Consider the following 13,580-nt stretch of genomic DNA (forward strand, 5'->3'; position numbering starts at 1 on the left):
GGCACGTGGGGTGGACGGGTCGGGAAATGTCCTGAAATCGGGCGTGCGCTGGGCGCGGGGCGACGCCTACCAGGCGGCGGAGACGTCGGCGTGGGTGCGCAGGATGCCCTCGGTCGAGCCCTCAGGCGCGCGCCCGATTCCGCACTCGGTGGCCACGCCGAACCGCGGAGCGTGCGGCAGCGCTGCGGCGATGCGGCGCCTGGCGCCCTCGTCGCCGTCCTCCCTGTGCACGAGGCCGAGGTAGAGCTCGGTTCCCTCATGCAGACGCAGGTCGTCGAGCGGCGCGAAGTAGGCGTCGTCGTCGCGCTCGATCGGCACCGGAAGGTGGATCCAGGTGATCGGGCGGGTGGCGGCCTCCGTCACCATGTTGGCGAAGCGCACCAGGTTGGCGGAGTCGGTCGGCTCGATGAAGTGCTTCTCCGCCACGTCGCCGTAGCAGAGATGGAAGCCCACCTCGACGTCCTCGGGAACCCGGGACGCCTGGTCCGCCGACCGCTCGGTCAGCCCGGCCCACACGTCGTCACCCCACCACGACTCGGCACCGTGGCCGCCACGGTGCGCGATGTCCTCGATGATGCCGAACTCGACAGCGTTGTCCCACTGGATGGCGAGATCGTCGTGCGGAATGGCATCCAGAATCTCCTCGAGCTCGCGGTACATCGCCGCGCGATAGACCGGCTCGAAACCGGCCCGCTGCTCCGGCGGGAAGAAGGCGCCGACGACCGCGAGGGGTGTCGGCAGCGAGACCTGGAACCGCGTGCCCTCGGGAATCACTCCCTGCCCGCGCAGACGACGGAAGACGGCGTACGACTCCTCCGCCGCCTCGGCATAGCCCAGCGGCGGGAGCTTCAGATCTGCGGGATCGACGCCGTCCGCGATGCGCAGGGGACGGGCATCCAGCATGCGCAACGGCACCGGGTGTTCCCCCACCCTCTCGATGCCGTCGGTCTGACCGAGAACGTCGGGCTGGAACATGATCCAGTGGAACCGCTTGCCCGGCTCGCCGTCGGGGATGCGCTTGAGCCGGTCGCCGAGCATGCCGGCGGCCTCTCGCATGGTGGTCTCTGCGTCGTCGTAGTTGACGCTGCCGACGAGCAGCGCGCCCTGGGGTTGTCCGGTCATCCGTCTATTTTGTCAGCGGCGCGCGCGGAGCGCGGCCTCGTAGAGGGCGCGCTTCGAGAGGCCGGTGGCCGCGGCGACGGAGGCCGAGGCATCCTTCAGGCTCTCGCCCGTGCCGGTGAGCAGCAGCACCTCTTGCACGCCGGTGTCGAGGTCCACGGTGCGGGGCTGCGCCCCCGCGACCACCACCACGATCTCGCCGCGCACACCCTCTGCCGCCCACGCGGCCAGCTCCTGCACGGTGCCGCGACGCACCTCCTCGTGCAGCTTCGTCAGCTCGCGGCACACGGCCGCGTGCCGCCCGGCCCCGAACGCGTGCTCCATCGCGACCAGCGAGTCGGCGAGCCGGTTGGGTGACTCGAAGAACACCATCGTGCGACGCTCATCGGCGAGCGAGCCGAGCAGGGATGCCCGCTCCCCCGCCTTGCGCGGCAGGAACCCCTCGAAGGTGAAGCGGTCGGTGGGCAGCCCGGAGACGGCGAGCGCCATCAGCACCGCGCTCGGGCCGGGCAGCGCGGTGACCGTCACGCCCGCCTCGATCGCCGCGGTCACCAGGTGATAGCCGGGATCGGAGACGGTCGGCATGCCTGCGTCCGACAGCACCAGCACATCGCCGTCGCGGGCGAGCTCGACGACGTCGGCCGATTTCTCGCGCTCGTTGTGGTCGTGCAGCGCGATGAGCCGGGGCCGGTTGCCGATGCCGAGCGCCGACAGCAGCCGCTGCGACACTCTGGTGTCTTCGGCGGCGATCACCTGAGCCTCTTCCAAGGCCTCGACGAGCCGACGGGAGACATCCCCCAGATTGCCGATAGGGGTCGCCGCAAGGATGATCACGTGATCAGTCATATCGCAGGCGCGCGGCTCTCGCCTCAATCGCCCACCACCAGCCATATCGCGGCTGCGCCACTCACGGGCTCAATCGGCTCGGCGACACGAGCGAGCTCGTATCGCTCTCACCTCAATCGCCCATAGCATTGCCGTCGTGACTCACGAGCCCGCTGTGCGGTCGGAGGCGACCGGATCGGGCCTCGACCGGTGGTTCGCGCGCGTGGTGAACACGCCGGCGAAGCTGCGCTGGTACGACTGGGGGCTGCCTGCGCTGGTCACGCTGATCGCCGCGGTGGCCAGGCTCTGGGCGCTCGGCGACCCGCACGCACTGGTGTTCGACGAGACCTTCTACGTGAAGGACGCCTGGACCCTGATGCACAAGGGCTGGGAGGCCGCCTGGCCGCCTAACATCGACGACGCGTTCGCGAACGGCCACGTCGACTTGTACACGAACGACCCGGAGTTCGTCGCCCATCCACCGTTCGGCAAATGGATGATCGCGGCCGGCCTGGCCATCTTCGGCGCCCAGAACACGGTCGGCTGGCGCATCTCGACCGCCGTCGTCGGCATTCTCGCCGTCGTGCTGCTGATGCTGATCGCGAAGCGGATGTTCCGCTCGACGCTCATCGCGGCCGTCGCCGGCTTCCTCATGGCGATCGACGGCAACGCCATCGTGATGAGCCGAGTGGCCATCCTCGACAACTCCGTGATGTTCCTCGCGCTGCTCGCCTTCGGCTGCCTGCTGCTCGATCGCACCTGGCGCGAGAGACGGCTGACCGCGTGGATCGCGGCGCGGAAGGAATCCGGTCGTGGTCTCGGCTGGGGGCCGTGGCTGTGGTGGCGCCCGTGGCTGCTCGTGGCCGGCCTGCTGCTCGGACTCGACGCGGGCGTGAAGTGGACCGGCTTCTACTTTCTCGCGTTCTTCGCGGTCTACGTCGTGGTGGTCGACGTGCTCGCCAGGCGGCGAATGGGGATTCCCGTGTGGCCGGAGGGCGGCATCCTCAAGGGCGGCGTCGTGGCGTTCGTGCTCATGGTGCCGCTCGCCTTCGTGGTCTACGTCTCCACCTGGGCCGGCTGGATCTTGCACCCCGGCGGCTACTACCGCGACTGGGTGCAGACCACGCCCGACGCCAAGTGGACCGGCCTGCTGTCGTGGGTGCCGAACTGGGTGCAGAACCTCTGGCACTACCAGTCGGAGATGTACGGCTACTCGATCAACCTGCACACTCCGCACCCCTACCAGTCCAACCCGCTGACCTGGTTGCTGCAGCTGCGGCCGACGAGCATGTACTACGTCGGCACCAAGTACGGCGTCGACGGCTGCACGTCGCAGGGTGGATGCTCGTCGGCCATCACCGACCTCGGCAACCCGATCATCTGGTGGGTGGGCACGATCGCCGTGCTCTACCTGATCTACCGGCTGATCCGGTTCCGCGACTGGCGGCACGGCATGATCCTGATGGGTCTGGCCGCCGGGTATCTGCCGTGGCTGCTCTACACCGGCCGCACGATCTTCACGTTCTACTCGATCGCGTTCGCGCCTTACCTCTACCTGGCGCTGGCCGCGGTGTTCGCGCTGATCATCGGCAAGGCGACGGATGCCTCCTACCGTCGCATCAGAGGTCTCAGCCTGCTCGCGGTGTTCCTCGTGATCGCCACGGCCGTCTCGGTGTTCTTCTACCCCATCTGGACGGGCATGCAGATTCCGTTCTGGTACTGGCAGATCCACATGTGGCTGCCGAACGTGACGACCGGCATAGGTACGCTCGGTTGGATCTGAGTTGTTGTGTGCGCCGGTCCCCGCCCGGCGCACCGCAGTCGACCTCCTGAGATGGCTGCGTCCGGCGCCGTCAAGGCCGCCGCCTCGCGGAGCGTCCGCACCTGCCTGTTTCGCCTCCGTTGTCGGGCGCGAGTGGTAACCCAGAAGCATGACCCCAGACGAGCAGAAGCCAGACGAGCAGAAGCCGGGCAGAGGCATCCACGAGTTGCCGGGCAGCGAGCGCACTCCGCTCGCCTCGGCCACATCGACGGGCGGCGTGCCCGACGACGAGCAGATCGAGGCGACCATCGTGCTGCGGCGCCGCGAGCCGGTGCCCGACGAGGTGCTGCGCAACCCGATCCCCCGCGACGAGTTCGTGCTCCGCTACGGAGCGGACCCCGCCGACATCGCCGCCGTCGAGGCGGAGGCGAAGGCTGCGGGTGCGACGGTGCTCAGCGTGGATGCCGGCGAGCGGCGCATCCGCATCAGGGCGGCGGCAAGCGTGGTGCGCGACCTCTTCGGCGCCACGCTCGAGTCCGCTTCGCACGAGGCCGCGAGCGGACAGACCGTGCGATTCAGGCAGCGCACGGGTTCTCTGTCGCTTCCGGACGCCATGCACGGCCGTGTCGTCGCCGTGCTCGGCCTCGACGACAGGCCTCAGGCGACGGCCCACTTCGTCGTGTCGGCCGCATCCGCGGCGACCAGCTACACGCCGGTTCAGGTGAGCGACATCTACCGATTCCCCGCCGGCACCGACGGATCCGGCCGCACCGTCGCGATCATCGAGCTGGGCGGCGGATTCGACGCCTCAGACCTCGACACCTACTTCTCCTCGCTCGGGATCACCACGCCGAGGGTGACGGCGGTGGGCGTCGACGGGGCATCCAACGTTCCAGGCGGCGACCCGAACGGCGCGGACGGCGAGGTGCTGCTCGACATCGAGGTGGTCGGAGCCGTCGCCCCCGCTGCCGACATCGTCGTGTACTTCGCGCCCAACACCGACGCCGGGTTCGTGGATGCCGTGACGCAGGCCGCGCACGCCGACCCCACTCCCGACGCCATGAGCATCAGCTGGGGTCAGAGTGAGGATGCCTGGACCCAGCAGGCCCGCACAGCGCTCGACGACGCCCTCGTCGACGCCGCCGCGCTCGGCGTCACCGTGACCGCTGCCGCCGGTGACAACGGCAGCTCCGACAACGTGGACGACGGGCGAGCGCACGTGGACTTCCCGGCGTCCAGCCCGCACGTGCTCGGCTGCGGAGGCACGAGTCTCAAGGCGAATGCCACCACCGGAGTCGTCGCCTCTGAGGTGGTCTGGAACGACGGCGCGGGCCAGGGCGCCACCGGCGGCGGGGTGAGCGACGCGTTCGGGCTGCCCTCCTGGCAGAGCAGCGTCGGCGTGCCCGCCTCGAGCTCAGGCGCCACCGGGCGCGGCGTGCCCGACGTGTCGGGGGTCGCCGATCCCGAGACCGGGTACCGCGTGCGGGTCGACGGCACGGATGCCGTCATCGGCGGCACCAGCGCCGTCGCGCCGCTCTGGGCCGGCCTCACGGCCCGCCTCGTGCAGGCACTCGGCTCCCCCGTCGGCCTGCTGCCGCTGCGGCTGTATCCGGATGCCACGGCATCGGCCACGGCTCCCGGCTTCCGCGACATCGTCAGCGGAAACAACGGCGCGTATTCGGCGCGAGCGGGATGGGATGCCTGCACCGGCCTCGGCGTGCCGAACGGCGACGCGCTGCTGGCGGCGCTGCGGGCGGCATCCTGACGCCGTGTTACGCCGCGTTCATGACTCCCCGTGACGCTCGGCTACGGTGGCGAGGTGGCTGACCGCGAATACGGCTTTCGCACACGTGCGATCCATGCCGGAAACATCCCCGACCCCGTGACCGGAGCCCGCGCGCTCCCCATCTACCAGTCATCGGCGTTCGTCTTCGACGACTCCGCGGATGCCGCGGCACGGTTCGCACTGCAGAAGTACGGCAACATCTACTCGCGCCTCAACAACCCGACCGTCGCGTCGTTCGAGGAGCGCATCGCGAGCCTCGAGGGCGGACTCGGAGCGGTGGCGACGGCATCCGGCCTGAGCGCGCAGTACATCACGTTCGCGAGCCTCGCCGGCGCAGGCGACCACGTGGTCGCCTCGTCGAGCCTGTACGGCGGATCGGTGACGCAGCTGGATGTGACGCTGCGTCGGTTCGGCGTGGAGACCACGTTCATCGACAGCTCCGATCCGGCCGACTACGCTGCCGCGATCACCGACAAGACCAAGCTGGTGTTCGCGGAGACCATCGCGAATCCGTCGGGTGCCATCGCCGACCTCGAGGGCCTCGCCGACGTGGCGCACGCCGCCGGCGTGCCGCTCGTCATCGACTCCACCATCTCGACGCCGTTCCTCAACCGGCCGATCGAGTGGGGTGCCGACATCGTCACCCACTCGGCCACCAAGTTCCTCGGGGGCCACGGCACCACGCTCGGCGGCGTCGTCGTCGAGTCCGGTCGCTTCGACTGGCACAATCCGCGCTTCCCGCTGTTCAGTGAGCCCGTGCACACGTACGGCAACCTGCAGTGGAACGGCAACTTCGGCGAGTACGCCTTCCTCACCCGGCTGCGCGCGGAGCAGCTGCGCGACATCGGCCCATCGCTCGATCCGTTCGCCGCCTTCCTGCTGGCGCAGGGCGTCGAGACGCTGCCGCTGCGCATGCGTGCGCACATCGCCAACGCCCGCGCCGTCGCCGAATGGCTCGAGGCCGACCCGCGCGTCGAGCACGTGTACTGGGCGGGACTCGAGTCGCACCCCGACCACGAGCGCGCGAAGAAGTACCTGCCGGAAGGGCCAGGCAGCGTGTTCAGCTTCGTGATCAAGGGCGGCCGCGCCGCCGGTCAGGGCTTCATCGAGTCGGTGAACCTGGCCAGCCACCTCGCGAACATCGGCGACACGAAGACGCTGGTCATTCATCCCGCCTCCACCACTCACGCGCAGCTCACCGAGCAGCAGCTGCACGACGCGGGCGTGCTGCCCGGCCTGGTGCGCATCAGCGTGGGCCTCGAGGAGGCCGACGACATCATCTACGATCTGGACCAGGCGCTCACCACGGCGCTGGAGGGCAAGTGATGAGCACCGCGACCGACACCGAACCCACGAATTCCGAGGCGGCGGCCGCCGAGACCGCGGTCACGCAGCTTCCGAACGGTCTGAGCTGCGCACTGCCTGCGGACTCGCCGCTGGCGCGTCTGCTGCGGTCGCAGCGCACCTGGACGGGCCCGGATGCCAAGCAGCGGCTCAAACTGCTGCGTGCGGCGAAGTCGGTGGCGATCGTCGGGGCATCCTCGAACCCGTCGCGCGCGAGCTACTTCGTGGGCACCTACCTGCAGCAGTCCAGCGATTACCGCGTGTACTTCGTCAACCCGAACGCGGACACCATCCTCGGCCAGCCGGCCTACAAGTCGCTCGCCGACCTGCCGGAGGTGCCCGACATCGTCGACGTGTTCCGCCGCGGCAGCGACATCCCCGCCGTGATCGACGAGGTCGTCGCTGTCGGCTCGCCCACCATCTGGGTGCAGCTGGGCATCTGGAACGAGGAGGCCGCCTACTACGGCGAGGAGCAGGGCCTCAACGTGGTGATGGACCGCTGCATCAAGATCGAGCACGCCCGTTTCCACGGCGGTCTGCACCTGCTCGGCTTCGACACCGGAGTGATCACGGCGCGCAAGACCGTGCGCTGAGGTCGGCTGTCCCGGCCGACCCCGACTAGTGCCCGTTCCGGACACGTGCGCCCGCCCCACGGGGCGCGCACGTCCGGAACGGGCACTAGTTCGTGTGGAGGGGAAAGAGGGGACGCAAGCGCGGCGGCATCGGGAACGGCAGCGTGTACTCCAGGAGCGGAATGTCGATCGCGCCCCAGTCATCCCGCTTCACCCTGATCGTCTCCGACGACACCTCCGTGATGCGCACGCGCAGCCAGGTACCGTCGTCGAGCAGCAGCTCGTACGCGTCGGCGAGGTAGCCGATGCCGAGGGAGTCGAACCTCTCCTCCGCGGTCAGCCAGTCGACGGCATCCGTGCGCTCGCGACCGAGCAGGTCGACGACCACGAAGTCGTCGCCTTCCGGACGGATCCAGCCGACCAGTTCGCGGTCGGCGCGACGGTGTTCGATCCAGGTCGCGGGTACGGGCATCCGTCGATGCTATGCGCTGCGGGAACGCCGCGCGATGATGTGGAACACGTGCCAGTGCTTGGGCCCCGCGAACGACTTGCCGTCGCGGTCCTCCTCCTGCAGCTCGAGCACGTCGAGGCCGGCCAGCAGCCGCTCGACGTCGGCGCGGTCGTGCGTGTTCACGTCGGGCCACGCGGCGAAGTCGTCGTGCGGGCCGAACAGCTGGCCGGCGAACAGCCCGGCCGGCCGCAGCGAGGAGCGGATGCCCGCCCACAGCCGCTCGAACACCTCCGGCGCGCAGAACGGCAGCGCGAACCCGGCGTAGACGAGATCCGCAGCGGGCAGTGCGACGGGGCCGTCCGCTGGCGCGAGCTCGGCGAAGGATGCCCTGCGCACCGTGAGCCGCGCACTCTCGGCTTCGTCCACGCCCGCGGTGACGCGCTCGACGACGTGCTCATCGGAGTCGACGGCGAGCACCCGGAACCCCGCTGACAGCAGCGCCCGAGACTCGACCCCGTCGCCGCAGCCGAGGTCGACGGCATCGCCGACGACGCCGCTCGGGTCACCAGCGGCGTCGCCGCCGCCGCTCGGATCCGTGCTTTCGCCACCCGCAACACCATCGCTCGCGCGCCACACCTCGAGCGCGGCGGCGAACGTGGGCCGCACCGAGCGGCCGGCCTGCTGCGCGTAGAAGTCGCTCCAGTCCATGACGCCATTGTGCACAACGTGCCGAACGTCGGAGTTCTGGTGCGGCGCGCCGGCCGCGAGCACGACACGCCGCACCCCGCGACGAGACTCCGATTTCCGGCCCGGTGTCAGGTGCGGCACTAGAGCACCCGAGGCGGCACGGTCTCGACCTCTACACTGGGCACGGTGAGCCAGGCGAGCACGCGCATCCCGGTGCATCGCGTCGCGGTGCTCGGTCCGGTGCTCGTTGCGACGCCGAACGGTACGCTCGCGGAGCCCGGCGGGTCGACCGCCAAGGCTCTCGTGGTGTCGCTCCTGCTGGCGCGCGGGTCGCTCTCGGTGCGGGGCATCGGCGACGATCTCTGGGAGGACGAGCCGCCGCGCAACCTCAAGGCCGCGCTGCAGACCCTCGTCTCCCGGGTCCGTGCCGTTGCCGCCGACGGCCTCATCGTCTCGGCACCGGGCGGCTATGAGCTCGGCGCCCACGGCGACAGCGATCTCGCGGAGGCGACGAGGCGCAGGGAGACGGCGCGGGCCGCGCTGGATCGCGGCGACGCGGTGGCGGCCGAGGGCGAGGCATCCGCGGGTCTTGCGCTCTGGCGGGGCGAGCCGGGCGCCGACCTCGTGCCGGGAGACCTCGCCAGGCGGCTCGCCGCCGCGGCGGCGGACCTGCGCAGGAGCCTCGCTCTGCTCCGTGCCGACGCTCGCATCGCGGCGGGCGACGGGACGGGCGCACTCTCCGACCTGGAGCCGTTCACCGAGGCCGCTCCGCTCGACGAAGACCTCGAGCTTCGACGCCTGCGGGCCCACGCGGTCACGGGCAGGCGCAACGACGCGATTCGCGAGTTCGGCGAGTTCCGCACGCGCATGCGCGACGAACTCGGCACCACGCCTTCGGCCGACCTGCTCGCCCTGCACACCCGGCTGCTGCGCGAACCCGACCCGGATGCCGCGCCGCACGCGCTGCACGTCGGCATCCGTGTGCCCCCGAACCCGCTCGTCGGACGCGACGGCGACATCGACGCCCTGGAGTCCCTGCTGGCGACCTCGCGGCTGACGACCATCCTCGGCGCCGGCGGTCTCGGCAAGACCCGGCTCGCGCAGGAGCTCGCCGGTCGCGCGGCCCAGAGGATGCCCGGCGTCGTCGTCGTCGAACTGGCCAGCGTGCGCTCCGGCGACGATGTTCCCCTCGCGCTCGCCTCGACCCTCGGCATCCGCGAGTACACCGGCACGCGGCTCACGCTGAGCGATCCAGCGGTGCGGGTGGACGTGCGCGGGCGCATCCTCTCCACCCTCGCCGAGCGACCGACGCTGCTGGTGATGGACAACTGCGAGCACATCATCGAGGCCGCCGCCGAGTGGATCGCGGACATCCTCGCCTCGACCCGCGACGTGCGGGTGCTCGCCACCAGCCGGGCGCCGCTGATGATCGCCGCCGAGCAGGTGTATCAGTTGCAGCCGCTGGCCGCGGCGACCGCCGACCGCGTTCCGGGACCGGCCGTGACGCTCTTCATCGACCGGGCTCGTGCAGCGCGCCCCTCGGTCGTGCTTCCGATCGAGACCATCGAGCGGCTGTGCACGAAGCTCGACGGGCTGCCGCTGGCCATCGAGCTCGCCGCCGCCAGAGTGCGGTCGATGTCGGTCGAGGAGATCGAACGACGCATCGACAACAGATTCGTGCTGCTGCGCGGCGGCGACCGCTCGGCTCCAGAGCGCCACCGTACGCTGCTCGCCGTCATCGACTGGAGCTGGAACCTGCTCGGCGACTCCGAGCAGCGCACCCTGCGCCGCCTGTCGGTGTTCGTCGACGGGTTCGACTCCGACGCCGCGCTGGCCGCAGGCGACCCCCGCGACGACGTGGAGGCCGATCTCGAGGGGCTGGTCAATCAGTCACTGCTGGTGGCGGCGGAAAGCGAGCTCACCGGCAGACTGCGCTATCGCATGCTCGAGACGGTGCGCGAGTTCGGGGCCGAACGTCTCGACGAGCAGTGCGAGCGCGACGAGGTGGCCGCGCGCATCCGCGGCTGGGCGGACGCCTTCGCGCTCGACGCCCTCGAGACCACCTACGGCCCAGAGCAGGTGGCCACCTTCCGCAGGGTCGAAGAGGAACAGGACAACCTGGTCGCCGCGCTGCGCAACGCGCTCGAGACGGGCGACAGGGATACCGCCAGCTCGGTGTACGCGGCGCTCGCGATGCACTGGACGCTGCGCGGCGCACACGGCGAGGTGCTCGGCTTCGTCCCTCTGTTGCTCGATGCGTTGCGGGGCTACCGACCCGACGAACTGCACCGCGACGCCGCCATGGTGACGCTCGCGCTCATCGGCGGCCTGTCGATGGTCACCGAGGTGCCGCTCGGCCTGCGCGCCCTCGCCCGGTTGCGCGTCTTGGACTCCATCAGCTCACCGCGCGACCCTCGATTGAACTCCGTGGTGCGTCTCGCTCTGTCGCTGCCCGACCTCGGCGCGGCCATGAAGACGGTCGACGACCTGCGCGCCGACGAGGATCCCGCCATCTCGTCGATGGGATACCTTCTCTCGTCGCAGCTCGCCGAAAACCGGGGCGAGATCGATGAGGCACTGGTCTTCTCCGCACAATCGTTCGCCAAGGCGGAGCTGGCCGGCGACGTCTGGACCGTCGGCATGTCCGCGCATTCCCTCGCCCAGCTGCACAGCCAGCGCGGCGACGCCGCCGACGTGCTGGTCTGGGCACGACGCGCTCGAACCAACCTCGAGCTGCTGAACGCGGGCGAAGACCTGCAGCAGCTCGAGTGGATGTGCGCCATGACCGACGTGACACTCGGCCGTCCGGAGTCGGCTCGGGCGACCTTCGAGCGGCTCTCGCAGCCCCATGCCGAATCGGAGAGCTACGACTGGCGCGACCTCAAGGCCATCGGCCACGCCGGGCTCGCCGAGATCGCGGCGGCGGCCGACGACTGGTCGGAGGCCGAGCGGCAGTACGCCCTCGCCGAGCAGGTGTGGGGCGATCCGCCCGTCGGTTTCGCCCCGTGGTACTACGGTGCGGGCGCCGGGCTGCTGATCTGCTCGGTGCGCGCGGGAGACGTCGATGATCCGCGCACGACGAAGGTGGCGAGGCGGATGCGCGCCAGGCTGCTGCGCGACTTCCGCGTCAGGGCCGGCGCCGTCGACCTGCCCATCACGGGCCTCGCCGCGCTCGGCCTCGGCGTGTGGCTTCTCGCCCCCGGCCGGGAGGGGGCGGATGCCTGCCAGCACGCCGCGGGACTCGAACTTCTCGCGTTGGGGCATGGCGTGAACGCACGGCAGGATTTCCCCTCGCAGGGCTGGGCCCGCGCAGCCGACGACGTGCGCCGACAGCATCCCGAGCTCGATCCGGATGCCGCGTGGCGCGCCGTCGAACCACTCACGCTCGTGGAGCGCACGGAGCGCGTGCACGAAGTGGTCAGGTCACTGCGCCCGTTGTTCGTGCGCGACGCCCGCTGAGACCGCAGGGCCGCCCTGCCGCGCCACGAGCACGGCGTCGGCGATGCGCCACGCCTCCTCGACGGGAACGTCGGGGATCTCGTACTTGTGGCGCCCGGCCGCCGTGGTCGCGATGAGCGTGGCCAAGCCGGCCCTGCGCTGGAACAGCGACCTGCGCACGGTGAAGCCGATGATGCCCGCCGTCCGCACGGCGACCCGCTTGCGCGCCAGCGATCCGGAGCGGGTGACGAGGATGCCGTCGGCACCGCTGCCGAGCAGCGCGTGGCCCAGCGAGCGCCATCTGTCTTCGACGAGCGCCGCGGCTGCGGGCACGATGGCGACGAACACGGTCCAGCTCCACGGGCTCAAGTAGCCGAGCAGCTGTGCGGCGAGCACCGCGAGCGCGATCACGGCGACGCCCACCGCCGCCCTGGTGTACCTGCGCCGGTGTGCGCGCGGACCGTGCATCGTCAGGTCGCAGTGCAGCGGCTCGGCATCGCCGAGCACCGCCTCCGCCACGCGCAGCGCGTCGGATCGCGGTCCGGCGGGCTCGATCACCATCATGCCGCCGCTCTCGCGGCCGATGCCGGTCATGATCGCGTGCGCGGCAGAAGCCCCCACCATGCGCAGCGAGAGCGACTCGGCGAGCTGGACGCCGCGCAGCCGCCGCTCGTCGAGGGTCACCTGTCTGGTGCGCAGAAGGCCGTGCCGCACATGCAGGGTGGCGGCATCCGACCGCCAGATGGTGAAGCCGCTGTACGAGAGCACGTAGCGCACGAGCGCCACCACGGACGCCACGACGATGAGCGCGATCACGATGATCGCGATCAGCTCGACCACCGGGATGCGGGACGCCTGGTCGATCGAGTCGCGCACGAACGGCAGCTTCAGCAGCAGGCCGCCGTCGAAGAACTGCAGCTGCAGCGCGAAGAACGCCGCCACGAACAGCGAGCCGACGCCGGTGAGCGTGAAGGGGGCGAACCTGGCCCACGACCAGCGCCAGCCGCTGAAGTTGTCCCTCGACGCATTCTCGCCCGAGTCTTCGGTGGCCTCGCTCTCCGCGGCGGGAGCGACGACCCCGCGCAGCAGCTCGGCGCGCAGCGCGGGCACCTCGGTGAGCGAGACGCCGTCGAAGGCGAGCCCCTCTTGACCGTGCGACGCGCTGGTGCCCACCTTCACCACCGCGAGGCGCACCAGCCGGTGCAGGAAGGTGGCGTCGACGTCGACGGAGCGGATGCGCTCGCGCGGCACCGAGAGCATCCTGCGATTGAGCAGCCCGCGCCGCACCTCCACGTGGGTGGGTGTGATGCGGTACGTCGTGGTGAACCACCGCGAGAGTCCCGCGAGCACGCCGATGCCGGAGAGCACGTACGTCCACCACGGCTCGCCGCCGACGGAGCCGGCGACGAGGGCGACCAGCAGGATGGGCAGGTACTTGATGATCTCGCGCACCGGGTGCACGAGCAGCATGCGCGGGTCGAGCCGACGCCACGGTGTGGGGTCGGGGTCGGCGACCTGCGAGATCTCGCTCACGTCGCGTCGCCCTTGGTCTGCTGCGCGACGGCCGCGAGCCGGGCGACGACCTCGCGCGCCACG

10 protein-coding genes are annotated in these 13,580 nt (G+C 70.6%); 5 read left to right on the forward strand and 5 right to left on the reverse strand.

Features of this window, described 5'->3' with window-relative positions:
* Nucleotides 1-66 precede the first annotated feature (66 nt).
* Both FPZ11_RS06920 and rsmI read right to left on the reverse strand, forming a co-directional pair.
* Nucleotides 67-1,122, reverse strand: coding sequence for a hypothetical protein (locus FPZ11_RS06920; RefSeq protein WP_146319512.1), 1,056 nt, complete (start codon nt 1,120-1,122; stop codon nt 67-69).
* Between the two features lie 12 nt (nt 1,123-1,134).
* Nucleotides 1,135-1,953, reverse strand: a complete 819-nt coding sequence (rsmI, locus tag FPZ11_RS06925) for a 16S rRNA (cytidine(1402)-2'-O)-methyltransferase (RefSeq protein ID WP_146322760.1) — start codon at nt 1,951-1,953, stop codon at nt 1,135-1,137.
* A 148-nt stretch (nt 1,954-2,101) separates the two neighbouring features.
* Here rsmI and FPZ11_RS06930 point away from each other — a divergent pair, with 148 nt between their 5' ends.
* The 4 genes from FPZ11_RS06930 (at nt 2,102) to FPZ11_RS06945 (ending at nt 7,429) form a co-directional block, all read left to right on the forward strand.
* Nucleotides 2,102-3,727 carry a dolichyl-phosphate-mannose--protein mannosyltransferase gene (locus FPZ11_RS06930; RefSeq protein ID WP_246846575.1) on the forward strand — a complete coding sequence of 542 codons (1,626 nt, stop codon included), beginning with the start codon at nt 2,102-2,104 and terminating at the stop codon, nt 3,725-3,727.
* A 148-nt stretch (nt 3,728-3,875) separates the two neighbouring features.
* Nucleotides 3,876-5,471, forward strand: coding sequence for a S53 family peptidase (locus FPZ11_RS06935; RefSeq protein WP_146319516.1), 1,596 nt, complete (start codon nt 3,876-3,878; stop codon nt 5,469-5,471).
* 54 nt (nt 5,472-5,525) lie between these two features.
* The gene (locus tag FPZ11_RS06940; protein ID WP_146319518.1) at nt 5,526-6,818 is read left to right on the forward strand and encodes an O-acetylhomoserine aminocarboxypropyltransferase/cysteine synthase family protein; all 1,293 of its coding nucleotides are present in this window, start codon (nt 5,526-5,528) and stop codon (nt 6,816-6,818) included.
* Complete coding sequence (locus tag FPZ11_RS06945; protein WP_146319520.1) at nt 6,818-7,429, forward strand: CoA-binding protein; 612 nt, start codon at nt 6,818-6,820, stop codon at nt 7,427-7,429. Before FPZ11_RS06940 ends, FPZ11_RS06945 begins: the two co-directional genes overlap by 1 nt.
* Before the next feature lie 85 nt (nt 7,430-7,514).
* Here the strand turns inward: FPZ11_RS06945 and FPZ11_RS06950 are convergent, their stop codons facing one another.
* Nucleotides 7,515-7,880 (reverse strand): hypothetical protein, encoded by a 366-nt coding sequence (locus tag FPZ11_RS06950; protein ID WP_146319522.1) that lies wholly within the window; start codon nt 7,878-7,880, stop codon nt 7,515-7,517.
* Nucleotides 7,881-7,889: 9 nt separating this feature from the next.
* A complete protein-coding gene (locus FPZ11_RS06955) occupies nt 7,890-8,567 on the reverse strand; it encodes a class I SAM-dependent methyltransferase (protein ID WP_146319524.1) in 678 nt (225 codons plus the stop codon).
* Nucleotides 8,568-8,732: 165 nt separating this feature from the next.
* Here FPZ11_RS06955 and FPZ11_RS06960 point away from each other — a divergent pair, with 165 nt between their 5' ends.
* Nucleotides 8,733-12,005, forward strand: coding sequence for an ATP-binding protein (locus FPZ11_RS06960; protein WP_146319526.1), 3,273 nt, complete (start codon nt 8,733-8,735; stop codon nt 12,003-12,005).
* Here FPZ11_RS06960 and FPZ11_RS06965 read toward each other — a convergent pair.
* Complete coding sequence (locus FPZ11_RS06965; protein ID WP_146319528.1) at nt 11,970-13,517, reverse strand: PH domain-containing protein; 1,548 nt, start codon at nt 13,515-13,517, stop codon at nt 11,970-11,972. The genes FPZ11_RS06960 and FPZ11_RS06965 overlap by 36 nt on opposite strands.
* Nucleotides 13,518-13,580: the final 63 nt, after the last annotated feature.

The sequence above is a fragment of the Humibacter ginsenosidimutans genome, from assembly GCF_007859675.1.
Lineage (GTDB): Bacteria > Actinomycetota > Actinomycetes > Actinomycetales > Microbacteriaceae > Humibacter > Humibacter ginsenosidimutans.